23 protein-coding genes are annotated in these 25,603 nt (G+C 65.3%); 12 read left to right on the top strand and 11 right to left on the bottom strand.

Going from position 1 to position 25,603, the window contains the following annotated elements; all coding sequences use genetic code 11:
* Positions 1–7 precede the first annotated feature (7 nt).
* The 4 genes from AOQ71_RS29600 to AOQ71_RS29585 form a co-directional block, all read right to left on the bottom strand.
* Positions 8–1,018, bottom strand: a complete 1,011-nt coding sequence (locus AOQ71_RS29600; RefSeq protein ID WP_057754340.1) for a taurine ABC transporter substrate-binding protein — start codon at positions 1,016–1,018, stop codon at positions 8–10.
* A gap of 36 nt (positions 1,019–1,054) precedes the next feature.
* Complete coding sequence (locus AOQ71_RS29595; protein WP_083514580.1) at positions 1,055–1,888, bottom strand: ABC transporter permease; 834 nt, start codon at positions 1,886–1,888, stop codon at positions 1,055–1,057.
* A complete protein-coding gene (locus tag AOQ71_RS29590; RefSeq protein WP_057754334.1) occupies positions 1,885–3,183 on the bottom strand; it encodes a M20 family metallopeptidase in 1,299 nt (432 codons plus the stop codon). Before AOQ71_RS29590 ends, AOQ71_RS29595 begins: the two co-directional genes overlap by 4 nt.
* 230 nt (positions 3,184–3,413) lie before the next feature.
* Positions 3,414–4,616 (bottom strand): extensin-like domain-containing protein, encoded by a 1,203-nt coding sequence (locus AOQ71_RS29585; RefSeq protein ID WP_057754331.1) that lies wholly within the window; start codon positions 4,614–4,616, stop codon positions 3,414–3,416.
* A gap of 244 nt (positions 4,617–4,860) precedes the next feature.
* On the opposite strand from AOQ71_RS29585, the gene AOQ71_RS29580 reads away from it, so the two are divergent.
* Both AOQ71_RS29580 and AOQ71_RS29575 read left to right on the top strand, forming a co-directional pair.
* Entirely contained in the window at positions 4,861–5,631 is a 771-nt protein-coding gene (locus AOQ71_RS29580; protein ID WP_057754328.1) for a DUF2147 domain-containing protein, read from the top strand.
* A 302-nt stretch (positions 5,632–5,933) separates the two neighbouring features.
* The gene (locus AOQ71_RS29575) at positions 5,934–7,385 is read left to right on the top strand and encodes a FecR domain-containing protein (protein ID WP_057754325.1); all 1,452 of its coding nucleotides are present in this window, start codon (positions 5,934–5,936) and stop codon (positions 7,383–7,385) included.
* A 207-nt stretch (positions 7,386–7,592) separates the two neighbouring features.
* On the opposite strand, the gene AOQ71_RS29570 is transcribed toward AOQ71_RS29575, so the two are convergent.
* Complete coding sequence (locus tag AOQ71_RS29570; RefSeq protein WP_057754323.1) at positions 7,593–8,156, bottom strand: NUDIX hydrolase; 564 nt, start codon at positions 8,154–8,156, stop codon at positions 7,593–7,595.
* A 69-nt stretch (positions 8,157–8,225) separates the two neighbouring features.
* Positions 8,226–9,089: an archaetidylserine decarboxylase gene (gene asd, locus AOQ71_RS29565; protein WP_057754320.1), complete on the bottom strand. Its 864-nt coding sequence runs from the start codon at positions 9,087–9,089 to the stop codon at positions 8,226–8,228.
* A gap of 35 nt (positions 9,090–9,124) precedes the next feature.
* Here asd and AOQ71_RS29560 point away from each other — a divergent pair, with 35 nt between their 5' ends.
* Complete coding sequence (locus AOQ71_RS29560; protein ID WP_057754317.1) at positions 9,125–10,789, top strand: aminotransferase class III-fold pyridoxal phosphate-dependent enzyme; 1,665 nt, start codon at positions 9,125–9,127, stop codon at positions 10,787–10,789.
* A 200-nt stretch (positions 10,790–10,989) separates the two neighbouring features.
* Here the strand turns inward: AOQ71_RS29560 and AOQ71_RS29555 are convergent, their stop codons facing one another.
* The 3 genes from AOQ71_RS29555 to AOQ71_RS29545 form a co-directional block, all read right to left on the bottom strand.
* Positions 10,990–11,649: a hypothetical protein gene (locus AOQ71_RS29555; RefSeq protein WP_057754314.1), complete on the bottom strand. Its 660-nt coding sequence runs from the start codon at positions 11,647–11,649 to the stop codon at positions 10,990–10,992.
* Positions 11,650–11,826: 177 nt separating this feature from the next.
* On the bottom strand, positions 11,827–12,516 hold the full coding sequence (locus AOQ71_RS29550; protein ID WP_057754311.1) for a class I SAM-dependent methyltransferase: 690 nt from the start codon (positions 12,514–12,516) through the stop codon (positions 11,827–11,829).
* Positions 12,517–12,549: 33 nt separating this feature from the next.
* Positions 12,550–13,602 carry a glycosyltransferase family 4 protein gene (locus AOQ71_RS29545; protein ID WP_057754308.1) on the bottom strand — a complete coding sequence of 351 codons (1,053 nt, stop codon included), beginning with the start codon at positions 13,600–13,602 and terminating at the stop codon, positions 12,550–12,552.
* A 274-nt stretch (positions 13,603–13,876) separates the two neighbouring features.
* On the opposite strand from AOQ71_RS29545, the gene AOQ71_RS29540 reads away from it, so the two are divergent.
* The gene (locus AOQ71_RS29540) at positions 13,877–14,581 is read left to right on the top strand and encodes a L,D-transpeptidase (protein WP_057754305.1); all 705 of its coding nucleotides are present in this window, start codon (positions 13,877–13,879) and stop codon (positions 14,579–14,581) included.
* A gap of 147 nt (positions 14,582–14,728) precedes the next feature.
* On the opposite strand, the gene AOQ71_RS29535 is transcribed toward AOQ71_RS29540, so the two are convergent.
* Together AOQ71_RS29535 and AOQ71_RS29530 are read right to left on the bottom strand one after the other, a co-directional pair.
* Entirely contained in the window at positions 14,729–15,010 is a 282-nt protein-coding gene (locus AOQ71_RS29535) for a hypothetical protein (RefSeq protein WP_057754302.1), read from the bottom strand.
* The gene (locus AOQ71_RS29530) at positions 15,007–15,792 is read right to left on the bottom strand and encodes a DUF899 domain-containing protein (protein WP_057754299.1); all 786 of its coding nucleotides are present in this window, start codon (positions 15,790–15,792) and stop codon (positions 15,007–15,009) included. Before AOQ71_RS29530 ends, AOQ71_RS29535 begins: the two co-directional genes overlap by 4 nt.
* A 99-nt stretch (positions 15,793–15,891) precedes the next feature.
* On the opposite strand from AOQ71_RS29530, the gene AOQ71_RS29525 reads away from it, so the two are divergent.
* The 8 genes from AOQ71_RS29525 (at position 15,892) to AOQ71_RS29490 (ending at position 25,574) form a co-directional block, all read left to right on the top strand.
* Positions 15,892–17,112 carry a hypothetical protein gene (locus AOQ71_RS29525; protein WP_057754295.1) on the top strand — a complete coding sequence of 407 codons (1,221 nt, stop codon included), beginning with the start codon at positions 15,892–15,894 and terminating at the stop codon, positions 17,110–17,112.
* A gap of 31 nt (positions 17,113–17,143) precedes the next feature.
* On the top strand, positions 17,144–17,782 hold the full coding sequence (locus tag AOQ71_RS29520) for a Vgb family protein (protein ID WP_057754292.1): 639 nt from the start codon (positions 17,144–17,146) through the stop codon (positions 17,780–17,782).
* A gap of 137 nt (positions 17,783–17,919) precedes the next feature.
* The gene (locus AOQ71_RS29515; protein WP_057754289.1) at positions 17,920–19,482 is read left to right on the top strand and encodes a DUF4403 family protein; all 1,563 of its coding nucleotides are present in this window, start codon (positions 17,920–17,922) and stop codon (positions 19,480–19,482) included.
* A 137-nt stretch (positions 19,483–19,619) separates the two neighbouring features.
* On the top strand, positions 19,620–20,723 hold the full coding sequence (locus AOQ71_RS29510) for an ABC transporter ATP-binding protein (RefSeq protein ID WP_057754286.1): 1,104 nt from the start codon (positions 19,620–19,622) through the stop codon (positions 20,721–20,723).
* A gap of 47 nt (positions 20,724–20,770) precedes the next feature.
* Positions 20,771–21,841, top strand: coding sequence for an ABC transporter substrate-binding protein (locus AOQ71_RS29505; RefSeq protein WP_057754284.1), 1,071 nt, complete (start codon positions 20,771–20,773; stop codon positions 21,839–21,841).
* Positions 21,842–21,924: 83 nt separating this feature from the next.
* Positions 21,925–23,187: an ABC transporter permease gene (locus AOQ71_RS29500; RefSeq protein WP_057754281.1), complete on the top strand. Its 1,263-nt coding sequence runs from the start codon at positions 21,925–21,927 to the stop codon at positions 23,185–23,187.
* A complete protein-coding gene (locus tag AOQ71_RS29495) occupies positions 23,184–24,011 on the top strand; it encodes an ABC transporter permease (RefSeq protein ID WP_057754278.1) in 828 nt (275 codons plus the stop codon). The genes AOQ71_RS29500 and AOQ71_RS29495 overlap by 4 nt, the downstream gene beginning before the upstream one ends.
* A gap of 348 nt (positions 24,012–24,359) precedes the next feature.
* Positions 24,360–25,574 (top strand): ABC transporter substrate-binding protein, encoded by a 1,215-nt coding sequence (locus AOQ71_RS29490; protein WP_057754275.1) that lies wholly within the window; start codon positions 24,360–24,362, stop codon positions 25,572–25,574.
* Positions 25,575–25,603: the final 29 nt, after the last annotated feature.

The raw sequence follows: 25,603 nt of genomic DNA, 5'->3' as shown, positions 1-25,603 counted from the left end.
ACTGGCCTTAACGGCCGATGACTTTCTCGAGATAGGCCGGCTGGACGAAGGTTTCGAAGTCGGCGCGCGGCAGCAGTTTCGGCAGTCGTTCCTGCTTGACCAGAAAGTCGGCGGTCGACACCAGCGTATCGACGAACTTGCCCTTCTTTGCGGACGTGCCGAGATAATCTCCGGTGAGCTGCTTGTCGCAGGGGACCATACCGGTGCCCTTCATCATGCGCGTTGCATCCTCGAGCGGCAGCGACAGCTCCTCCGCGATGATCTCGGCCGTCTTCTCAGGATTCTTCAGCCAGAAATCGATCCCCTCGCACTCGGCCTTGACGAACTTCTCGACGTAAGAAGGATATTTGTCCGCGAACGCATTCATGACGACGCCGATGTCCCAGGTCGGGTAACCGCGCTTGGCCATCTCTCCAGAGGTGATGAGGATCTTGCCGCCGTTCTTCACGGCCCTGTCGAGGTTCGGTTCCCAGAACCAGGCGGCATCGATGTCACCGCGAAGCCAGGCCGCTGCGATATCCGACGGCGCGAGATCCAGGATCTTCATCGAAGCGGGATCGACGCCCTCGTCCTTCAACGCCTGGAGCAGCAGATAATGCGTGGTCGAGCCGAACGGCGCGGCGACCGTCTTGCCTTTGAGGTCCTTGAACGAGGTGATGTTCTTGTCGGTGCGGACCACCATCGACTCGACATAGTCGAGCATGTTGATGACGAGGATACCCTTGATCGGCAAGGCACGCGTGACCCCGATCGCCGTCGGCGGATTGCCGAGGCCGCCGAAATCGACGTCGTTGCCGGCGATCGCGCGCAGCATGTCGCCGCCACCTCCGACCTTGACGTATTTGATGTCGACATCCGGCATCTCCTTGGCGAGCAGGCCGAGGTGTTTTGTCACGAGCTGCGCGTTCACCAGGTTCAGATAGCCGACCGTGATCTTGGCCGGCTTGTCCTCGGCGCGTGCGGTGGACGTGAATGCAAACGTGGCGACAGCAACCGCGGCAACAAGTCTCTTGATCATACTGGTCTCCCCTCGGATTGGAATCAGGCCCATGAATCACGACCACGGCATCAATAGTTTCGCGATGCCGCGCATCATCAGGTCAAGCAAGACGCCGGTGAGGCCGAGCACGATCAGGCCCATGATCACGACATCGGACAGCAGGAACTTTGCGGCGTCCCAGATCATCCAGCCGATACCGGCGGATGCCGCAACGATCTCGGCGGCGACAAGAACGGTGTAGGTGAAGCCAAGCGAGATCCGCATGCCGGCAAGGATCAGCGGGCCGGCTGCGGGCAAATAGACGTGAAACAGCAGGTCGCGCCGGGTCGCACCGAGCGATTGCGCGGCGCGCACATAGACAGGATCGACGCTGGTGACGGCCTGGACCGTCGAGATGACGATGCCTGGCAGGCCGGCAAGAAACAGCAGCGACAGTTTCGAGCTCTCGCCGATGCCGAGCCACATCACCAGCAGCGTGTAGAGCCCGAGCGGCGGCAGCGGCCGGTAAAACTCGATCAGAGGATTGAGCAGCGCGCGCGCATTGCGCGAGACACCCATCAGGATTCCCAGCGGAATGCCGATCAGGCAGGCCAGGGCGAAAGCGACGAGAATGCGATAAAGACTGGCACCGAGATGCTGAAGCAGCGTTGCGCCCTGGTAGCCCTTGGTCATGGTCTTGATGAAGGCAGCCCACACCGCCTGCGGCTTCGGCAGAAAAAGCTCGTTGGCCCAGCCCATCTCAGTAACGACGGCCCATGTCGCCAGCAGCACGGCGACGGTGAGCGTCGAGAGCAGAACGGACCGCGAGACCTTCGGGAGCCTCAGGCTGCCGCGCCGCGTGCGATCAGCCGAGATCGGAATGGCCATGGGGCTAGCCTCGACGCTCATGTGCGAACTCCCAGGATCTGCATGATGGTCAGCGCATAGATCTGCGTCGCCATCACCGACTTGGTGATCGAGATATTCTCATTGTCGACAGCCCAGCCATCCTCGCCGGGACCGAAGGTCACCGCGTTGATGCCGGCCTCGCGGAAGCGGATGGTGTCGTTGAAGGCGTTCTTGCGATTGACGCCGGGCTCGCGGCCCATCAGGCGCCGGTAGACCGCGCGCAAGGAGCGGCAAGGCTCCTCCTCCACCGGCACCGGCTCGGTAGCGTTCACGAACAGAGAGCCCGGTACCTGGCGCACCGCGACCTTGACGTCGTTGACGCCCGCAAACGTTTCCTTGCCGAGGCGCTCGATGTCGGACAGGACGCTGTCCAGCGTCATGCCGGGCACGACGCCGACCACCGCAAGCGTGATGGTGCAGGCATCCGGAGAGAACTGCATCTCGCCGGGCAGGCCACCGCGAATGCGCACCACCGAGCAACAAGGCGGCGTGTGGCCCATGAACTTGCCGGGGACATGCGTGAACGCCATCTCCTTCAGCTTCGGCAGCAGCTTGGCCGACTCCATGATGGCGTTGACACTGATGTCGGGCCGCCAGATGTGCGACTTGACCCCCTGGACCGTCACCTCGACCAGGCAATGACCTGAATTGGCGACCGAGAGGTTCATGCCCCAATCGCCGGAGACGTCGCCCCAGGCGGTCGGCTCCGCAGTGATCTCGTAGTCGGCGGTCAGGCCGACCTTGCTCAGCATATAGATGGAGCCCTCGGTGCCGTTGCGCTCCTCGTCGACGGTGTAGCAGCACATCAATGTGCCATCGAACTTCACACCCTCCTCAATCAGCGCCTGCACCGCCAGCAGCGATGCGGCGAGATTGCCGCGCGTGTCGGATGTGCCGCGGGCATAGAGCAGGTCACCGTGACGCGTGGCCTTGAACGGATCGAAATCCGTCATGTGCCATTTCTCCGGCTCGACCACCGGATAGGTATCGAGGTGATCGTTGAGGATCAGCGACGGCGCACCCTCGCGTCCCTTCAACACGCCGAGCACGTTCGGCCGGTGCGGCTGCGCACTGTGCTTGGTGACCTCCATGCCGAGGGCTTCGAGCTTGCCCGCGACCAGCATCGAGATTGCCTCTTCCTCGGCCGGCGGCAGGTCGGGATCGAGCGGATTGCCGGAGCGCGGCTGGCCGGTGCGGATCAACTCCGATGCCAGTTCAAGCCAGCGCTGCTCCGTGATGCGCGACAGCACGCGCTGCTCGAGCTCGGAATTAGGCGGGGTAACAGGCATCTGCATGACGGTTCCGATGGCTCACGGCGCCGGCCGCGCCGCTTCGTTGCAGCACCTTCATTGCAGCGACTGTGCCAACCACCCGAAATACCCGTCAGGGCGTGATTAGTGATTGCAGTTCAATGATTTGGACGGAAATCTCGACCGCGCAAATTTTTGCGCCCCAGATCGGCTTTGCCAAAGACGCAGCGCAGGCTGAACAGACTGTCCTCAGCATGCGAGCGGCTCGCCTCTGGCTAATCGTCCGAGAACTCGTCTTCCTCGTTGATCTTCTCGTGCCTGCCGCTCTTGCGCCCGCCAAGCGAGCCGGTCACGTAGGGATCGCGACTGCTCGCATATGGATTGTGCTTGCCCGCGCGCGCGGCGACCTCTTCGCCGGAGACTGCGGCCGGCTGGCAGATCAGGCGACGGCTGGCACGGCGCATCAAATCGACGTGGATGTGATCGTAGTGATAGACGTTGGAGCCCGGTGCCAGCACCGTGGTGAAATGTGCGCACGCGCCCGACTGGACGTCGCGCAGGAATCCCTGCTCTTCCGGCATGCCGTGCCAGCCATCCTTCACGGTGATGCGGCGGCCGTCGGCAAGCGTGAAGGCGGCGATGTCGAGCGCGTTGCCGAAGGCGTGCTCGGAGATATGGGCGTGCGGGTTGCCGTTCATGCCGCGGCAGGAATAGGCGGAGATCTGCTTGATCTCGACCACGCGGGCGCCGAACCAGCGCATCGCCGACGGCTGCACGCTGTCGGCAAACCAGCGGTCGAGCTCCGACACGATCGGACAGGCGAGCGTCGCCGTCGGCTTCACCACGACGGGACCCACGGCAGCGACGGGATCGCCCTGCGCAGGGCCGAGGCGCGGCAATGGCTGTTGCACCGGCGCCTGTGAATACGGCGCTGGAGCGGGCTGCCGCGCCGGATAGCTCGGCGCATTCATGTAGCGCGCGGCACCCGCGGCGTCCGTTCCCTCGGGCGGCAGGTCGATCTCGTCTTCCTGCGGTGCGACGCCAGGCGCGCTGAGCGACACCGGGCCAGAAGACGCGCCATAGCCGGCGGGCTGGCGCACCGCGCTTTCGGGATAGTTCGAGCGCTGCGGATAGCCGGAGGCTGGATAATTCTGTTGCGGCCCGCTCACCGGCCAACGCGGCTGGTTGCCGATATTGCCGGGCGGTCGCAGCTCCTCGTCGGCGAAACCATAGCTGCCGGCGGGTTCACCGATGGCGGCGACCTTCAGCGGGAACTCGGCGCCGCACATGCCGGGGCCGGAGATTGGATCGATCCGGACGATGTCCGCGCTTTCTTTCACGGCGCCCGATTTCAGGCACGCCGCTTCAGCCTCGGCTCGCCACGGTTCGCGCTCGGCCTGGAAAAAGCCGCGTCCGCAACCCGCAAGCGAAACGAGGACGATGGAGCCGACCAGATACAAACGAACTCCGCGCGTCATGCGCGGCAGGTTCGGTGAATTTACTTAAAGACTCTTCAACGTGTTGATTTCAGCCTTCCTTAACCATGCCGGCCGCGCACGGCAGGCGCAGCCGGCAGCGAGGCGACGTTGGCTGGCCCCGGCAGCCGTTGTGAGGTCCGTCACAGAAGGCCGCAGCTGTCAGGCCTAAGGTCGAACCACATCGGGCCCAAGGGCGACTTCAATCCATCTCGGCACCCACACCATTTTATTTTCGGAGGTTGTCATGAACAAGCTCACCATCGCCGCCGCGGCACTGTTCCTCGCCTCGACCGCCGTCGCGCATGCCGGCAGTTCGATCTCGTTCCAGATCGAAGGCCAGAACATCCGCATCGAGACGCCGCGCAATTGCGCCTCGCTCGATTGCGTCACCATCGTGGCGCCCGGCCTGTCGAACAAGCCGATCAGGCTCAACAACATCAACCTCAACGGCCTTGGCTCCTCCAAGGACGATGACGACAGCACGCCGCCCGCGACGACGGCGCAGCCGGCGCCGGCTCCGGTGCAGCAGCAGCCCGTGACGCCAGCGCCGGTGCAGGCGACCGCGCCCGCTGTCGCGCCCGCCGCCCCGGCCGTTGCCGCCGCTCCGTCCGTCGACACGACCACGCCGCCTGCACCCGTTGCAGCTCCCGCGCCGATCGCTGCGCCTGCGCCGGTTGCTGCTGCGCCCGCTTACACAGCACCGCCGGCTCCTGTTGCGCCGGTGCAGGCCGCGAACACGCCGATCGGCGTGTGGGCGACCGAAGAGAACAAGGGCAATGTTCGTGTCGAACAATGCGGCCCCAATCTCTGCGGCTACGCCGAGAAGACCAACGAGCGCATCCTGATCAACATGAAGCCCGACGGCGCCAAGTGGAGCGGCCGCATCCACGATCCCGACTCCGGCCGCAATTACGACTCGACGATCGCCATGAAGGGCCCGAACGCCCTGCGCGTGCAGGGCTGCGCTTTCGGCGGCATGTTCTGCGGCGGCCAGACCTGGAAGCGGGTGAGCTGACGCGCGAAGCGCGTCATCCCTATTGCGCAATTGCGCAAGGGGGGCGATGCGCAGCATCGAACCCGGGATCTCGCTCCACAATCTCGAGATTCCCCGATGCGCAATTGCGCATCTGAGGTTCGCGACTTCGTCGCGCCCCGGAATGACGAGCAAGAAGGCGGCGCCACGTCCTGTTTCAGGGACGTGGCGTTTGAACGTTCACCGTTTCCATGCAACAGATGTTCATCCGCCGTTCAGCAATCTCCGGCTGATATCGGCCGATCTCGCCTCTCGTTCTCACCGGGACCTCATTCGTGGCTTTGATGGTGGCTTGGCGCCGCGTCATGTTTGCTTTGTCGCTGCTGGCGCTGCCATTGGCCGGCGCGGACAATGCGCGCGCCTCCGACACAATCGAGCTTGCGCAGGCCCAGCCGCAAGCGCAGCCGGCGCCCGCGCCCTCCCCCGCGCCGGCAGCCTCGCCGGCGCCATCAGCGGACGCGCAACCGGCCGCCGTGGAGCCGATCGGCAACGTCGCCACCGTGACGGGAATTGCGACCGTGATCCGCGACAAGAACTCCTATCCGCTCAAGGTGCGCGACGACATCTATCTCAACGATGTCGTGCAGACGTCCTCGAACTCCTCGCTCGGCATCACCTTCAACGACGCCACCACGTTCAATCTCTCCGCCAGCGCCAAGATCACCATCGACAACTACGTCTATGAGGACGGCGGCAAGCAGAACTCGGCGATCTTCGACATCGGCAAGGGCACGGTCGCCTTCGTCGCGGCCGCCGTGGCAAAGACCGGCGACATGAAGATCGCAACGCCGACTGCAACGCTCGGCATCCGCGGCACCACCGGCGTCGTCGACGTGCCCGCGAACGCGGCGGCGAGCAGCGCCAACAACGTCAACATCAAGCTCTATCCCGACGCCGACGGCCGGGTCGGCCATATCGACGTCAACGATCGTGCCAGCGGCACGCGGCTCGGCGCGCTGACGCAAGCCTCGAGCGGATTTGCGATCCGGCCCGGTGCGGCCGGCCCCGGCGGCATGCGCTTCGCCGCAGTCCCGATCACGATTCCGCCGCAGCAGGTCGCGCGCGACCGCGGCATCGTCAGCCAGGTCCACGCAGCGCAAACCACGGGACGCCAGATCGTCACCGAGCAGCGCGATTTCCGCCGCGCCAATCCGGCTGCGGTGAGCCGCATTCCGCGGCCGGCGCAGGTACCGCAGCAACAGCAATTGCGTCCGAATCCGACACCGCCCCCGCAGCAGCCGAACGGCCAGCCTGGTCAACCCGGCCAGAACAACCGTCCGGGTCAGCAGCCGCAGCCGGGAGCACCGAACCGTCAGGGCACGCAGCAACCGCAGCGCCAAGGACAAGGTGGAGCGACGCAGCCGGGCACGCCGCGCGCGGGCCAGGGTCAGCAGCAACCGGGCCAGCAGGGCACGGGTCAACCGGCCGGCCAGCCGCGTGCGGGACAAGGCGCGCAACCCGGGACCGCGACGCCGGCGCAGCCACAGCGCGGCGGACAACGTCCGCAGCGGCCGGGAGCGGTCGCGCCCGCGCAGCCGAACGGCACCACACCGCAGACGCCGCCGCACACCGGATTGCAGCCCGGTCAGCCCGGAGCGCCACCGACCGTGCAGCCGCAACAAGGCGCCGCGCCACGCCAGCCCGGCTTCCAGCAGCGCCTGCCCGGCGCACAACGCCCCGCCGCGCCGCGCAAGCCGGCGCTGGCCCCGCCGCCGAAGGAAAAGAAGAAGCGGTAGAGAGCGGGCGCCGGCCGCTCCTCGTCAGTTGCGAGGAGCCCTTGCGACGAAGCAATCCAGAATCTTTCCGTGGCGGGACTCTGGATTGCTTCGCGGAGCCTGTCATCGGGCCGCGCTCGCGCGGACCCGGTGGCTCGCAATGACGACGAGAGAGTTGACCTGCGCCATAAGCATCAACGCGCCGTTGGCAAGCGGCGCGGTGTCGGCTCACGCCTCGCCGCGCAGCCAGGCGCGCACCTTTTGCAACAGGCCGTGCCGCAACTCGTCAACCGATGCAGCCTCGGCCGGTGTCAGCGTCTGCAACGCTGCATCGATCTCGTCGGCGGCCGGCGTCGGTTCGGGCGCGGGTGACGGTGCAAGGCCGGCCGCGGCGATCGCGATCGGCCCAACCTGGGTGAGAAAGGCGCGCTCATATTCGCGTGAGAGGCGCGCGAGCGCGTCGTCCAGCGGCAACCAATCGACCGCCTTGATGTCGTTCATCAACTTCCGGACCTGGCCGCCCTCGGCCTCCATCCGCCAGAAATGCACCGCTTTCGAGCGCCCTCCCGACTGGTACACGAGCGTGCCCAGGAATTCGTGCATGACGACGTCGTGGCCGGTCTCCTCCATCACCTCGCGGTGCGCGGCCTGCTTCGGCGTTTCGCCGTCGTCGAGCTTGCCCTTGGGCAAGACCCATTCATTGCGCTTGCGTTGACGCACGATCGCGATCAGCGGCGCGTCGCCACGCCGCAACACAATACCACCCGCCGCCAGCACCGGCGCCCGCACCATCACCAATCCCGTCGTATCGTCTATTCGTCCCCGTGGACGATATAGACGCAGGACGCGGCGGAATGAAGACTAGTTCCGCCGCAGCAGCGCTTGACCTGCACGAATGCGCGTGCCCTCCGCAACTCCGTCGCAGAACGAGAAATCGCCCGGCGCGAGGATGATGATGGTCGAGCCGTGCTCGAACCAGCCAAGCTCCTCGCCCTTGGTGACGTTGACGTCGCAAGGAAAATCGACCGGTCCCCTGGTCTGCGCGTTCAGCACCATGTCGAGAAAGTGCAAGCGGATGCTGGCGACCAGGATCGCCGCCACCGGCACCAGCGTCACGGCCTCACCCGTCGACAAATGCGTGCGGATCACCGCGCGCTCGTTCTTGCAGAACAGCCGCTCGACCCGCTTCAAGGCGATCGGGTTGACGTTCCAGACGTCGCCATGGATCAGCGTGACGCGCTCGATGTGCGCATCGTACGGCGCATGGAAGCGGTGATACATGCTCGAGGTCAGCCGCAGCGTGACGAAGCTGCCGTTGCGGTGCTGCTCGACCATTGCGGGATCGCCGAGCAGGTCGAGCAGCGAATAGGGCGCGCCCTTGACCTGGAACAGCTCGGTGTCGGCGATCTTCCCATGAGCGCCGACGATGCCGTCGGAGGGGCTGGCGACGACCGAGGGATCCGGATCGAACGGACGCAGACCCGGCTTCAGCTCGCGCGTAAAGCAGTCGTGCAGGCTGGTGAAATGGGTCTTGCGCGCTTCCGACAGATCGAGGTCAGAGAACAGCTTCCAGAGCGCGATGGAAAAATCCCGCACCAGCGGATTCCTGATCTTGGAGAACCAGCCCATGAAGCGGGTCAAGCCTGCGCGGGGGATGCGGTTGGTCAGCAGGAAGTTGAGGTCTTCCTGCTGGGTGAAAGACGCGATGAGGGCTTTGACTGTCATGAATCTGTCAGCTCACAGGTTTAGCGCTTGTTGTCATGGAAACGACACTCCCGATTCTCTCGATGTCCGTGGCCGCCGCAGCGTCTGCTGCCGCCGTCCTCCCGAAAATCAAGGCGCGGGTCGAGTTGTCCCGCGCCAAGCACCGCTCGCTCGCCGGACACTCCAAGATGTCGCGCCGGGTGGCCAAGCTGCTGCCGTTCTACGAGTTCGAGGGTGATAAGTATTTCTGCTGCGACGGCGCGCCCGGCAATGTGGTGATGCAGCGCAAGGACGCCTTCTTCCGTCTGGCGCGCATCTACGCCGATCGCTATCCCAGGGGCCGCGCGATGACGAAGGCGGCGGCCGAGAGGATCTCGGACCTCAATTTCACCGAAAGCTACCGCGTGCCCTTCCAGTTCTCGCGCCTCGTCCGCGAGCATCTGGGCAGCTCGACCTTCATGGAGTCCTCGAGCGGCGTCACCGTCACCGATGTCGACGGCAACACCTTCTACGACCTCACCGGGTCCTACGGCGTCAACATCTTCGGCAACGACTTCTACAAGGAGTGCATCGAGGGTTCCGAGAAGCGCGCGCATGCGCTCGGCCCCGTGCTCGGCCCTTACCATCCTGTCATCCTCGACAACGTGCAGCGGCTCTGCCAGATCTCGGGCCTCGACGAGGTCTCGTTCCACATGTCCGGCACCGAAGCGGTGATGCAGGCGGTGCGCCTTGCGCGCTACCACACCAAGCGCACGCATCTGGTTCGTTTCGCCGGCGCCTATCACGGCTGGTGGGGCGACGTGCAGCCCGGTGCCGGCAATCCGCTTCCCACGCATGAGACCTACACCCTCTCCGAAATGTCGGAGAAGACGCTGCACGTGCTGAGGACGCGCAAGGACATTGCCTGCGTGCTGGTCAATCCGCTGCAGGGCCTGCATCCGAACAGCAACGCGCCCGGCGATTCCTCGCTGGTCGATTCCTCGCGCGGCGGCAATTTCGACCGCGCGGCCTACAGCGAATGGCTGAAGAAGCTGCGCGAGGTCTGCGACCAGCGCGGCATCGTGCTGATCTTCGACGAGGTCTTCGTCGGCTTCCGACTCGCCGCCGGCGGCGCCCAGGAATATTTCGGCGTCAAGGCCGACATGGTGACCTACGGCAAAAGCCTCGCCGGCGGCCTGCCGGTCGGCGTGGTCTGCGGCAGACGCGACCTGATGCGCCGCTTCCGCGACGATCGTCCCGCCGACATCTGCTTCGCCCGCGGCACCTTCAACTCGCATCCCTACGTCATGACGGCGATGGACGAGTTCCTGAGCCGGCTCGCCAGCCCGAATTTTCGCGCGGTCTATGACGGACTGGAGGAGACTTGGAACGGGCGCGTGAACAGGCTCAACCAGATGATGCAGGATGCCGACCTGCCGGTGCGCTTCGCCAACTTCTCCTCGATCTGGACAGTGAAATACACCACGCCGTCCCGCTACAATTGGATGCTGCAATATTACCTGCGCGCCGAAGGCCTGGCGCTGAGCTGGGTCGGCACCGGCCGTCTGATCTTCAGCCTCAACTACACCGACGCCGACTTCACTGAAGTCGCCGATCGCTTCGTCCGCGCCGCCGAGAAGATGAAGGCGGACGGCTTCTGGTGGCACGACGGCGCACTCACCAACAAGACCATCAAGCGGCAGATCTTGAAAGAGATGCTGGCCAGGCGTCTTGGGCGCTGAGGCTGGCTCTTTCAGCACAACCACCGTCATTCCGGGGCGGCTCCGAGAGCCGAACCCGGAATCTCGAGATTCCGGGTTCGATGCTGCGCATCCCCCCGGAACGACGGCGCTCGCGGCAGCCCTCAACACGTGGATGCCCGGCACGAGGCCGGGCATGACGTAACCGTCGGACATCGGAGTGCGTGGCGTGTGCGGCGCGCTCAGGCGTGCTGCTCTTCGAGCACGGGCTCGTCGATGAAGCCCAGCGTGTGCTCGGGGTTGAGGTGCAGGCCGGGATCCATCAGTTCGCCGCGCATCAGGGCGAGCGGAGCGCTGCGATACAGCATCAGATCATGGAACGGATCGGTCAGGATTTTGGTCATCCAGACGAGGCCGGTCTCGACATCGCGGATGAAGAACAGATGCACGGTGCGGAACAGAAGACCGCCGCCGCCGACTGCCAGCCAGATCTTGGCGACCTGGCGGACGAAGTCGCTCGCATTCGCCCAGGGCGTGAACAGGCCGAACAGCGTGGGATCGACGACCAGCACCAACGGCGATGCCGCCCAGATCGCCATCAGCACCACCTTGCGCTGAAGGTTGTAGCCGACCTTGATCTCCTCCTTGTACTCGTGCGTCGCCTGGTTGATGTGGTCGTAGGTGTGCGGCTCGAAGAAGAAGTGGCCGGCCTGGCGCGAGGCCATCGAGACCAGCCAGCCGACCAGCGCCGAGATCATGGGATCGACGAACAGCCAGACATAGGCAAAGAGGAAGCTCAGCGCGCTGACGAAGTGCAGGCTCTGATTGATGCGGCTGTGGTGATAGTAGCGATGGTCGTCCCAGCGCTGGATCCGCAGCTGCTCGAGGTAGTTCTTGATCATGCTCTCCCCCAAAATGCTTTCGGGCTCAGGATTTACAGAGATTCGATGTACGGCGTGTGACATCATCGTTTTGTCATATGACGATGTGCGGCGACGCGATGACGCACGAAGAACGCGCGAGCGGTGCTGCCTTGCTCAAGCTGCCTTGCTCAGGCTGCCTTGCTCAAGCTGCCTTGCTCAAGCTGCCTTGGCGATGTCGATCTTGCGGAAGCGCACCAGCGAGAAATGGCCGAGCGGCGGAATCAGGCGGCGCTCGGCGAGCTCCATGCCCTTGGCGCCGGCAAGCCATTTGGCATAGCGCGACCAGGCGAACTCGGCGGTGCGGAAGCCGAGCGGACGCACCACCGGCTGCAGCTTCTGCTCGATGAAACGGCGCATGCCGGTGTCGGCGCTGACACGGGTCAGGATGATCAGCTCGCCGCCCGGACGCAGCACGCGGGCGAATTCGTCCAGCGCCTTCTCCGGATTCGGCACCGCGGTGACGACATATTGCGCCATCACGACGTCGAAGGAATTGTCGGGGAATTCGAGCTTCTCGGCGTCCATCACCGCGAGGCCCTCGACGTTCTTGAGATTGCCTTCGCGAACGCGGCGGCGGGCCTTGTCGAGCATCGCGTCCGAAATGTCGGTGCCGAAGATGCGCAGATGCGGGGCATAGAGCGGCAGCGAGATGCCGGTGCCGACGCCGACCTCGAGCACGCGGCCGCCGATCTTGTTGGTGGCTGCGATCGCGGCCTGGCGGCCCTTGGCGAATACGCCGCCGAACACGAGATCGTAGACGGGCGCCCAGCGGTCATAGGCCTGCTCGACCGAGCCACGGGTGAGGTCGAGCTGCTGGGTGCCGTCAAGGTTCATGATCTTAGCCATCGATGAGGTTCTCGCTTTGGGTCAAAATATGGATCACCCGCGCACCGGCCGCTGCGCCATGCGAGGTGAAGCGCGCAAGGCGCGGCTGGGCTGAAGTGAGGTGAGATTGCCGACGAACTGGCGCGCGCTGTTTTCCCAGGAGCGCTCCAGCGCGAAGTTGCGGCAGGTCTCGCGCGACATGGTGAGCGCGCGCAGGCAGGCGGCGCGCAGATCATGGTCGATCGCGCCGATCGGATGATCGGCGATGACGTCCTTCGGTCCCGTTACCGGAAACGCTGCAACGGGCGTGCCGCAGGCGAGCGCCTCGAGCTGCACCACGCCGAACGTATCGGTGAGGCTCGGGAACACGAACACGTCAGCGGCGGCGAGATGCGCGGTGAGATCGGCGCCCTTCTTCTCGCCGAGGAAGACCACATCAGGATATTTCTTCTCCAGCGCGGCCTTCTGCGGTCCGTCGCCGACGACCACCTTGGTGCCGGGCAGATCGAGCGAGAGGAAGGCTTCGAGATTCTTCTCGACCGCGACGCGCCCCATGGTCATGAAGATCGGGCGCGGCAGATCGAGCTCGGCCGGAGAATCAGGATGAAACAGCTCGGTGTCGACGCCGCGGCCCCAGTAGCCGAGGCGCTTGAAGCCGCGCGCCGAAAGCTCCTGCCGCAGCGACGGCGTCGCCACCATGATCATGGCGGCGGCATCGTGGAAGTGGCGCAACACGGCGTAGCCGACGGCATCGGGGATGCCTGTTCGCACCGAGACATATTCCGGAAAGCGCGTGGTGTAGGACGTCGTGAAAGCGAGGCGGTTGCGGCGGCAATAGGCCCGCGCGGCCCAGCCGATCGGGCCTTCGGTGGCGATGTGCAGCGCTTCGGGCGCGCACCTCTCGATCCGGCGCGCGATCTCTTTCCCGCTCGGCAACGCAATGCGAATGCCCGGATAGGTCGGCAGCGGCCAGGACCTGAAGCCGTCAGGCGTCAGGAAGTCGATCTCGACATCGAGCGCCTTGGCGGCGGCAGCGAGCGAGGTCAGCGTCCGGACCACACCGTTGACCTGCGGATGCCAGGCGTCGGTCGCGATTAATACCCGCATGGGGAAATCCCGAGAGTTTGATGATTCTCAGGCATCGACCATCAACCACGGATATTTCAGGCGTGTGACGTCACAGAAGTGTCGGCCCAGTGTTTTGTTCGTTAACGAACCGTCGTGGCCACGAAACTGTCATGAAACAATCCTTGCCGCGATGAAACCGTTTTCGATTTTCCGCGCAAACGTCCCGAAACTTGTTTCCGTTAGGAACCTAAGCAACGGAGCACCGCAACGGTGCCGGGGTGACCAAGAAACACCACGCAAACAGGGGCGACCAATGTTCAATCTGGACACGTTCAGGACGTATTCGCGCGCAGTTGCCGTCAGTGCAGTGGTCGTTGCTGCAATCGCATGTGCCGGCCCGGCAAAAGCCGCGCCCGTGCAGCTCTTGCCGTTCTTCCAGCCGCTGCCGGTGATGACTGCGCCGCAGCCGCTTCAGCCTTACCAGCCCTATTCTGCGCCGACCTACCAGGCCGCGCCATCAGAGAACCAGGATGCCGTCGAGACGCCGGCCCGCTTCCGCCGCCAGACCGTTTCGTATGCGACGCGCGAAGCGCCAGGCACCATCATCATCGATACGCCCAACACCTATCTCTATTATGTGCTCGGTAACGGCCAGGCGATCCGCTACGGCATAGGCGTCGGCCGTGACGGCTTCACCTGGTCCGGCACGCAGTCGGTGACCAAGAAGGCCGAGTGGCCGGACTGGACCCCGCCGCCGGAAATGATCCAGCGCCAGCCTTATCTGCCGCGCCACATGGCCGGCGGCCCCGGCAACCCGCTCGGCGCCCGCGCCATGTATCTCGGCGGCACCGTCTACCGCATCCACGGCACCAACGCCCCCGACACGATCGGCAAGCACGTCTCCTCCGGCTGCATCCGCCTGACCAATGACGACGTCTCCGACCTCTATTCCCGCGTCAACGTCGGCACCAAGGTGATCGTGCTGCCGATGACCGAGCGCCGCGCGGAGCTGAGGTAACGCGAGGTCCTGGAAGAAAATTGCAAACGGCCCCGGCAATGCTGGGGCCGTTTTCGTTTGGAGCTCGTGCGTGCGGCCATCCTTCGAGACGCCCGCTAAGGCGGGCTCCTCAGGATGCGGCCGGGCGAGGCGGGCACGAGGCGCCGCTTACTCCCGCCCCCGCCACCCCGAGAGCAACCGCAGCCACGCCGCCGAATGGAACGCGCTCATCAAGAGATACATCGGCACCATCCCGCCCAGCGACATCCCGTGCCCGGCGGAGCAGAGCATGTCCGCCGGGCCGCCACTGAAGGCGGCCGTCAGCACCGCCATGGCCGCGAAGGTCGGCGTGGCCGCCAGGCCCAACCACCGAGCAAGATGGGATGGGGCAAGCTGGGATGCGGCCTCGCTGCCGTCACGCCTGGCGCTGGCGGGATGGACGTCGCTCATTGCGCACCCGGTGTGCGGAGCGCGATCTCGCCGGCGTCGGAGACCTCGACCCATTTCTTGTCGGGCTCCGCACCCGCCTCGTAGCTGTCGTGCCAGTTCCACCATTTGTAGGTCGGCGTCTGCGGATAGCCCGGAGGCGAATCCTCCCACACCTCCTGGCGGCCGAGCGGGGTGATGTCGAGATAGTTCCAGGTGCTGCCCATCTGCTCGTCGCCGCGGCTCTTGATCAGATAGGTCCGGAAGATTCGTTTCCCGTCGCGGTAGAACACGTTGGTGCCGTGCCACTCGCCGACGCCAAAATCGGCATCAAAGCTGTCGGTGATGGTGACCCACGGAATGTTCCAGCCCATCCGCGCCTTCAGCCGCGCGATATCCGGCTGCGGAGCCCGCGAGGCGAACACCAGCGTGGTGTCGCGGGCGTTCAGATGCGCCACATGGGCGACCTGGTCGGCCACCATGGAGCAGCCGCGGCAGGCATGGTCGGGCCAGCCGAACACATCAGGCTCGAAGAAGGCCCGGTACAGGATCAGCTGGCGCCGGCCCTGGAACAGATCGAGCAGACTGGCCTTGCCGGATGGCGTCTCGAATGCGTAGGTTTTGGTCACTTCCATCCACGGCATGCGCCGGCGTTCGGCGGCGAGTGCGTCGCGGGCGCGGGTATGTGCCTTCTCCTTCACCAGCAGCACCTGACGGGCCGCTTCCCACTCCTCCGCCGAGACCACTGGCGGTGTTAGCATGGCGGGCTGTCCGTTGGTCGCTGCTTTGTTGGCTGATGTCATCATGGCTCTCCAAATCTCTCGCTCGCCGCACATCGTCGGCCGTGGGAGAGTTCTCGCACCGGACGGGCGCACGGTGGGAGTAACAAGTGTGGCGGGATTTTCATGGAGTCGCTGATCACGGCCGCCGCCCGCGCGCTGGAGGCCGGCGATCCGCTCGGCGCGCTGAACCGCGTCGCACTGCGCAACGATGCGCCCTCGCTGGCGCTGCGCGGCATCGCGATGGCGCAGCTCGGCGATCTCGCCAAAGCCAAGGCGCTGCTGCGCAGCGCCGCCCGCGCCTTCGGGCCGCGCGAAGCGGTCGCGCGGGCCAGATGCGTGGTGGCGGAGGCCGAGATCGCGCTGGTCTCGCGCGACCTGAACTGGCCGGCGAAGGCGCTCACAGCGGCGCGGGCGACGCTGGCAAGCCACGGCGATCTCACCAATGCTGCCCATGCCGGCCATATCGAGGCGCGCCGCCTGCTCCTGCTCGGGAGGATCGATGAGGCCGAGCGGACGCTGACCGAGATCCGCGCCTGCCCGCTGCCGCCTGCGTCCCAGGTCGTGCGCGAGCTCGTGGTCGCCGGCATCGCCATCAGGCGGCTCAAATCGAACGAGGCGCGCGCGGCGCTTGACCTCGCGGCCCGCGCTGCGCGACGGGCCAACATCCCGGCGCTGGTGGCCGAGGTCGACGGCGCAAGCCTCATTCTGAAGACGCCGGCCGCGCGCCTGATCGCACGCGGCAGCGAGCACCCGCTGCTGCTCGGCGAGGTCGAGCGCCTCGCGACCTCGACCGCGCTCGTCGTCGACAGCTTTCATCATGTCGTGCGCAGGCAGGGCATTGCCGTATCGCTCGGGACGCGGCCCGTACTGTTCGCGCTCGCCCGTCTGCTGGCGCAGGCATGGCCCGAAGATGTCTCGCGCGAGGCGCTGATCTCGGGCGCGTTCCAGGCGAGGCACGCCGACGAATCGCACCGTGCGCGCTTGCGCGTCGAGATCGGACGGCTCCGCACCCAGCTCAGGCCGCTGGCCGAGATCAGCGCCACAAAACAGGGCTTCGAGCTGGCGCCGCGAAAGACGCGCGACGTCATCGTGCTGGCGCGCCCGGTCGAGGAGAAGCACGCCGCCGTCCTTGCCATTCTTGCCGATGGCGAGCCATGGTCGAGCTCGGCGCTCGCGCTCGCGCTTCGAATGAGCGCACGCACCGTGCAGCGGGCGCTCGAGGAGCTGGCGCGATCGAACAAGGTGCAGTCGTTCGGCCATGGCAGGGCACGGCGCTGGATGACCCCGCCGGTCCCGGGTTTCCCGACAGGCTTGTTACTCCCCTCGCCGCTCTTGAAAGCGTAGGATTCATTGATTGCCGCACGGGGACCACACCATGAAACGATCAGCCGCCGAGATCATCCGCGAGTACGGGCCTTTTCCGAACGTCAAGTCCGTGCACGGCGTCACCTATGACGGCAGCCAGGTCTGGTTCGCGTCCGGCGACAAGGTGAACGCCCTCGATCCCGCGAGCGGCGAGGTCTCGCGCTCGATCGACGTCGCCGCACATGCGGGCACGGCGTTCGATGGCCGTCACCTGTTCCAGATCGCGGAGGATCGCATCCAGAAGATCGACGCGGCGAGCGGCGCGATCGTCAGCACGATTCCAGCACCGGGCGGTGGCGGCGATTCCGGGCTGGCCTGGGCCGAGGGCTCGCTCTGGGTCGGGCAATATCGCGAGCGCAAGATCCATCAGGTCGATCCTGAAACGGGAAAGATCCTCCGCACCATCGAGAGCAAGCGCTTCGTCACCGGCGTGACCTGGGTGGACGGCGAGCTCTGGCATGGCACCTGGGAAGGCGATGACAGCGACCTCAGGCGGATCGATCCTGATACGGGCAAGGTGCTCGAGCAGCTTGATATGCCAGAGGGGACGATGGTCTCGGGGCTGGAATCCGACGGCGGCGACCAGCTGTTCTGCGGCGGCGGCGACAGCGGCAAGGTGAGAGCGGTCCGCCGCCCCAGGCGCAGCTAAAGGAGCGCAGCTTGCGGAGGCCAAAGCGAGCAACGCCGCTTCCGTTAACCCGTTTGCCGCAATTCCACCCCACCGGTGCGCTCTAGCGCCCTCCTCGCCCGCCCTGTAAAATCCCCGTTGGGCGGCTTGGGGGACTGATGCGTCTGACGTTGAATTTAAAGACCGTGCTGATCGCTGTTGCGGTGCTGGCGGCGTCGTTTTTCATCAGCCTGAAGGCGATGGACTTGATGTCGCCGCGCGCGACCAATTCGGCGCCGCCGATCGCACAATTGCCGCCGCTGCCGCCGGCCGCCAAGAGCTCGATCGTGGTGGCACCCGTCGCGATCGCGCTGTCGGCGATCCGCGACCAGGCCGAGAAGGCCTCGCCGCGCAATTTCGCCGGCAAGGCCGAGAACCCGATCTCGCAGATCCTGGAGAATGCCGATATCGGCTGGACCGCCGCCCGCGGGCCGATGTCGGCGACCGGCGACAAGGACGTGCTGACGCTGTCGACGCCGATCACCGGCAAGCTGAACGTAACAGGGTCGCTGTCGGCAAAGGCCACCGGCGCGCTCGGCGATGCCCTGGGCAGCGTGCTCGGCGGCGACGCGGCGAAACGGATCGGCGCCGTCAACATCAAGAATTTGAATGCCAGCGCCGAGATCAGGGGCAGCGTGGTCGTCACCTCGCGCCCCAAGCTCGCGGCCGCCTGGCACCTCGAGCCGAATTTGGGCGCGCAGGTCAATCTCGGCGACACCAACGTCAACGTCGCCGGCGCCAAGGTCAACGTGCCGGCGCAGGTCAAGCCGCTGATCGACAAGACCGTCGGCGAGCAGCTCAACGTCGTCGCCGAGCGCATCCGCAACGATCCTGCCTTGCGCGACAATGCCAGGGTGCAATGGGCCAAGGCCTGCCGCTCGATCCCGCTGCAGGGCGCCGGCTCCTCGGCGGCGCTGCCGCCGCTCTGGCTCGAGATGAAGCCGACCCGCGCCATTGCGGCGCAGCCGCGCGTCGACGCGCAGGCCGTGACCTTGCTGCTCGGCCTCGAGGCCGAGACGCGCGTGACCTCGACGCAGACCAAGCCGGACTGCCCCTTCCCCGACAAGATCTCGATCGTGCCGCCGACCGGCACCGGCGTGAACATCGGCGTTCCCATCGACGTGCCCTTCACCGAGATCAACAAGCTGATCGCGGCGCAAATGGTCGGCCACACCTATCCCGAGGACGGCTCCGGTCCGGTCGACGTCACCGTGAAGAGCGTCAACGTGATCCCCTCAGGCGATCGCCTGCTGATCTCGCTGCTGGTGCGCGCCAAGGAGAAGAAGAGCTGGCTCGGCCTGGGTGCCGAGGCGACCGTGCACATCTGGGGCCGGCCGATGCTCGACCAGGCGCAGCAGACGCTGCGGCTTGCCGACATCCAGCTCGCGGTGGAATCCGAGGCGGCTTTCGGCCTGCTCGGCGCCGCGGCCCGCGCGGTGGTGCCGCAGATGCAGCAGGCGCTGGTGCAGAAAGCGACGCTCGACCTGAAGCCGATCGCCGCCAATGCGCGCGAGAAGATCGCAGCCGCCATCGCCGACTACCAGAAGAGCGAGGACGGCCTCAGGATCGATGCCAAAATCGACAGCCTCACGCTGACCGACATCGCGTTCGATTCCAGGACGCTGCGCGTGGTTGCGGAAGCCGGCGGGACGCTGAACGTCTCGCTGACGAAGCTGCCGTAGCGCGCCTTCTCGGCGGGTCCGCGCGCGTCAAGCGCTTGCGCCGCTGGCATTCTCGTCGCAGGATGATAAGCTCATCTGCGCCACGACGCGCAGACAATATTGTAGCAGATAAAATTGTAGTGGGGCACGAAGACAAGATGGAAGCCGGCCTGGTCACGCCCATCCTGGTGCGCTTTTCCGGCATTCAGAAGACCTATGATGGCGAGCACCTCGTGGTGAAGCACCTCGATCTCGACATCAAAAAGGGCGAGTTCATCACGCTGCTCGGCCCCTCGGGCTCGGGCAAGACCACCACGTTGATGATGCTGGCCGGCTTCGAGGTGCCGACCCAGGGCGAGATCTACCTCGCCGACCGCCCGATCAAGAACATGCCGCCGCACAAGCGCGACATCGGCATGGTGTTCCAGAACTATGCGCTGTTTCCGCACCTGACGATCGAGGAGAACGTCGCCTTCCCGCTCTCCGTGCGCAAGACGAGCAAGGCGGAAACGCAGGAGCGCGTCAAGGCTGCGCTGCGCATGATCAAGATGGAAACGCTGGCGCAGCGGCGGCCCGGGCAGCTTTCCGGCGGCCAGCAGCAGCGCGTGGCGCTGGCGCGCGCGCTGGTGTTCAACCCGCAGCTGGTGCTGATGGACGAGCCGCTGGGCGCGCTCGACAAGCGCCTGCGCGAGCAGATGCAGCTGGAGATCAAGCAGCTGCACGAGACCATGGGCATCACCGTCGTCTACGTCACCCACGACCAGAGCGAAGCGCTCACCATGTCGGACCGCATCGCCGTGTTCAACGACGGCATCGTGCAGCAGATCGACAGGCCCGATGCGCTGTACGAGCGCCCGGTGAACAGCTTCGTCGCCAATTTCGTCGGCGAGAACAACGTGCTGTCAGGCACCGTCGAGACAACAGACAAGGATTATTGCCGCGTCTTGCTGGCCGCCGGCGGCACCGTCATGGCCCGTGCGGTCAACGTCTCGGGCGCGGGAGCTGCGACCTCGCTGTCGGTGCGGCCGGAGCGGGTCGCGATTGTACCCGACGGCGCCTCCAGCGACGGTGCGAACCGGCTGCCGGCCAAGGTGCAGAACACCATCTATCTCGGCGACCATGCGCTGGCCGTGCTCGATGTCGCCGGGAATACAGAGTTCATGGTCAAGCTGCAGCCAGGCGCGCATGACCGGCTGAGATCGGGTGAAAGCGTCTTCATCAGCTTCCGCCCCGAGGACTGCCTCGCGCTCGACCCCGTTTGATCGACCGATCAACCTCAACGCAACTCACCAGAAGAAGGACAAGGACCATGCTGAAGCGCAAGACCAGCAAGATGACCGGCAAGATTGCTCTGGGTTTCGTCGCGGCGTTCACCGCCAGCGCGGCGCTGGCGACGGTTGCGCAGGCGCGTGACCTCACCGTCGTGTCGTGGGGCGGCGCCTATCAGGACGCGCAGAAGAAGGTCTATTTCGAGCCGTTCAAGAAGGCGTCAGGCATTGCCATGAACGACGAATCCTGGGACGGCGGCGTCGGCGTGTTGCGCGCCAAGGTGCAGGGTGGCGCCGCCACCTGGGACGTCGTGCAGGTCGAGAGCGACGAGCTCGCGGTCGGCTGCGAGGAAGGCCTCTACGAGAAGCTGGATTATTCCAAGATCGGCGGCGAGGCCGCCTATATCCAGCCGTCGGTCAATCCCTGCGGCGTCGGCGCCATCCTCTATGATTTCGTGCTCGGCTACGACAAGGACAAGCTGAAGGAAGCGCCCAATGGCTGGGCCGACTTCTTCGACACCAAGAAGATCCCCGGCAAGCGCGCCTTGCGCCAGGGCCCGAAGACTACGCTCGAGATCGCCCTCATGGCCGACGGCGTCCCGCCGAAGGACGTCTACAAGGTGCTGGCGACCGACGAAGGCGTCGATCGCGCGTTCAAGAAGCTCGACACCATCAAGGGCGACCTCGTCTGGTGGAAGGCCGGCGCCCAGCCGCCGCAATTGCTCGCCTCCGGCGAGGTGGCCATGACCTCGGTCTACAACGGCCGGATCGACACTGCGAACAAGAACGAGAAGAAGAACTTTGGCATGGTGTGGGACGGCGCGCTGTTCACGCTCGACAGCTGGGTCATCCTGAAGGGCAGCCCGAACAAGGACGCGGCCTACAAGTTCCTGGACTTCGTCGGCAAGGCGGAGAACCAGTCCAAGCTGTCGCAGAACATTGCCTACGGCACCTCGAACAAGGATGCCGCCGCCCTGATCCCGCCGGCCGTCCTGAAGGATCTGCCGACGGCGCCTGACAACATCAAGAACGCGGTCGAGATCAACGTCGCCTTCTGGCTCGAGAACATCGACAAGCTGACCGAGCGCTTCAACAAATGGGCCGCGAAGTAGCGCGGCCGAACTCGCGTGCGGTGCGGGCGGAGGGGCGAGACCCTTTCGCCGGCGCACCGCCCCTTGCCTGAAATGATCAACCCATGACAGCAGCCTCCCTCACCGGCGCGGATGTGAAGACCAACGTGTCGCTCAAGCGCCGCCTGAAGCGGGCGGAGCGCGCGCGCCAGATCAAGGCGCTGGCGCTGGTTCTGCCGCTGCTGCTGTTTCTGCTGTTCACCTTCGCCGGGCCCATCGCCGGCATGCTGTGGCACGCGGTCGATGACCACGAGGTGCGCCAGGTTCTGCCGCAGACGGTCGCGGCTCTCGCCGGCTGGGACGGCAAGGATGTGCCGGACGAAAAGGCCTATGCCGCCCTGGCAAGCGACATTCAGGCGGCGCGCGCCGCCGGCACCATCGCCATCGCGGCCAAGCGGCTCAACTACGCCCAAAACGGTTTTCGCACGATCCTCACCAGCACCGCACGCAATCTGAAAGCGATGCCGGAGCCGGGCACGGCCAGGGAGACGCTGGGCAAGATCAACCCGGCCTGGCGCGACCGCGCCACCTGGACGACGATCAGGGACGCCAGTGGTCCGGTCACCAGCTTCTACCTGCTCGGCGCGCTCGACCTTGTCAGGAACGCGGACGGTGCAATCGTCGCGGCTCCGCCGGATCAGGCCATCTACCGCGATGTCTTCGGCCGCACGTTCCTGATCAGCCTCGGTGTCACGGTGCTCTGCCTGGTCCTCGGCTTCCCGGTCGCCTATTTGCTGGCGACGCTGCCGCCGGGCCGGTCGAACCTGTTGATGATCTTCGTGCTGCTGCCGTTCTGGACCTCGCTTCTGGTTCGAACCTGCGCCTGGATCGTGCTGTTGCAAAGCAAGGGCGTCGTCAATGACAGCCTGCACTGGCTCGGCATCATCGACGAGCCGCTGCGCCTGATCTACAACCGCTTCGGCGTCTGCGTGGCCATGACCCACGTGCTGCTGCCGTTCATGATCCTGCCGCTGTACAGCAGCATGAAGGCGATCTCGCCGGCCTATATGCGTGCCGCCGCCTCGCTCGGTGCATCGCCCATCACCGCTTTCCTGCGGATCTATATGCCGCAAACCCTACCCGGCATCGGCGCGGGCAGCCTGCTCGTCTTCATCCTGGCGCTCGGCTATTACATCACGCCGGCCCTCGTCGGCGGCGCCGCCGACCAGATGATCAGCTACTTCATCGCGCTCTACACCACCGAAACAGCCAATTGGGGCCTGGCTTCGGCGCTGGGCGCGGTGCTGCTGCTCGCGACCGTGCTGCTCGCGCTCGTTTATGGCAAGCTGGTGCAGGGCCAGCAGGTGACTGGAGGGATGAAGAATTGAGCGACGCTTCCTCCTTGCGCACACCCAGCCAGCGCATCGCCTGGACCGCAACCATCGTCATCTCGACGCTGGTCTTCATCTTCCTGATCGCGCCGATCCTGGCGATCATGCCGCTGTCCTTCAGCTCGGGTTCGTATCTCACTTATCCGCTGCCGGGTCTCTCCTTGCGCTGGTACGACGACTTCATCAGCTCACCGCGCTGGATGAACTCGCTGAAGAACAGCATGATCATCGGCGTGGCCTCGACGCTGTTGTCGATGGTTCTTGGCACGCTGGCAGCCCTTGGGCTGGCGCAGTGGAAGAGCCGGTTCAAGCCGCTGGTGCTGGCGTTCGTGCTGTCGCCTGTGGTCGTGCCCGGCGTCATCACCGCGGTCGGTCTCTATTTCTTCTTCGCGCCGATTGGCCTCACCGGCAGCTATCTCGGCCTGATCCTGGCTCACACCGCGCTGGCAACGCCGTTCGTGGTGATCACGGTCGGCGCGACGCTGCAAAGCTTCGACACCAACCTCGCCCGCGCCGCCGCCTCGCTCGGCGCCTCGCCGCTTCTGGCGTTCCGCCGGGTGATCCTGCCGCTGATCCTGCCGGGACTCGCATCGGGTGCACTGTTCGCCTTCGCGACCAGCTTTGACGAGGTGGTGATCGTGCTGTTCATGGCAGGGCCCGAGCAGCGCACTTTGCCGCGCGAAATGTTCAGCGGCATCCGCGAGAACATCAGCCCGACGATCACGGCAGCCGCGGTGATCCTGACGACGGTCTCGGTGATCCTGCTCGCCACGCTGGAAGGCCTGCGCCGGCGTAACGAGCGGCTCAAGGGCGGGGGTTGAGCCGCGGGGCTCTTCTCCTTTCTCCCCTTGTGGGAGAAGGTGGCATAGGCGACCTTCGGTCGCCGTTCCAAAGAGGACGCCGAAGCGAAGCTTCGGCTTCGGCGCCGGATGAGGGGTATCTGTCCGCGGATTCAATTGAGAGTTGGACTCGCGGAGAGAACCGCTCGTCCGTCTCGCCGCTATCGCGGCGAGCCACCCTCTCCTCCAAGGGGAGAGGGTTAGGAACACCGCCCGCCCCTTCCGATTTTGCATTCTGCTATGGCGCGGGGCGCTTAGCTGCGATCGCCGATAGCCGCTAGAACAGTCCCCGCAACAACGCCCCAACGACAATACACAGGGAGAAACGATATGCATAAACTCATCGCCGCGGTCGCGGCCGGCCTCGCCGTCGCCGCCACACCGCTCGCGGCACAGGCGCAGATTTCCGACAACGTCGTCAAGCTCGGCGTGCTCACGGATATGTCGAGCCTTTACGCCGACGCGACCGGCAAGGGCTCGCTCGCGGCTGTCGAGATGGCCGTCGCCGATTACGGCGGCAAGGTCGCTGGCGTGCCGATCCAGGTCGTGTCCGCCGACCACCAGAACAAGCCCGACGTCGGCGTCAACATCGCCCGCAACTGGTACGACAACGAGAAGGTGGACGCGATCCTCGACGTGCCGACCTCCTCGGTCGCGCTGCCGATTTCGGCGCTGACGCGCGAGAAGAACAAGATCAATCTCAACTCCGGCGGCGGCTCGTCCGACATCACCGGTCCGGCATGTTCGCCCAATACGGTGCACTGGACTTACGACACCTATGCGCTGTCGAACGTCGCCGGCAAGGCGATGGTGAAGCGCGGCGAGGACACCTGGTTCTTCGTCACCGCCGACTACGCCTTCGGCATGGCGCTCGAGCGCGACGCCGCCAACGTCGTCAAGGAGAGCGGCGGCAAGGTGCTCGGCGACGTTCGCCATCCGCTCAACTCGTCGGACTTCTCGTCCTTCCTGCTGCAGGCCCAGGCCTCGAAGGCCAAGGTGGTCGCGCTGGCGAATGCCGGCGGCGACACCACCAATGCGCTGAAGCAGGCCGCCGAATTCGGCATCACGCAAGGCGGCCAGAAGATGATCGCGCTGCTCATGGAAATCACCGACGTTCACTCGCTCGGCATCAAGGCGACGCAGGGCCTGATCATCACCGATGCCTTCTACTGGGACACGAATGACGAGACCCGCGCCTTCTCCAAACGCTTCAACGACAAGGTCGGGCACATGCCGACCATGATCCAGGCCGGCCTCTATTCCGCGACCATGCACTATCTGAAGGCGATCGAGGCCATCAAGAGCGACGAAGCGCCGAAGGTGATGGAGCAGATGCGCAAGACGCCGGTGAACGACTTCTTCGCCAAGAACGGCAAGATCCGCATCGACGGCCGCATGGTCCACGACATGTATCTGTTCGAGGTGAAGAAGCCCGAGGAATCCAAAGGCGAGTGGGACCTCTACAAGCTGATCGCCACCGTGCCCGGCGACGAGGCCTTCCGACCGCTCGACAAGGGCGGCTGCCCGCTGGTGAAGGGGAATTGAGGATATTCTCCCCGAGAAAAAGACACGAC

Source organism: Bradyrhizobium manausense, from assembly GCF_001440035.1.
Lineage (GTDB): Bacteria > Pseudomonadota > Alphaproteobacteria > Rhizobiales > Xanthobacteraceae > Bradyrhizobium > Bradyrhizobium manausense.
The sequence above is the reverse complement of the archived record's forward strand: the minus strand, read 5'-3'. Positions and strand labels throughout refer to the sequence as shown.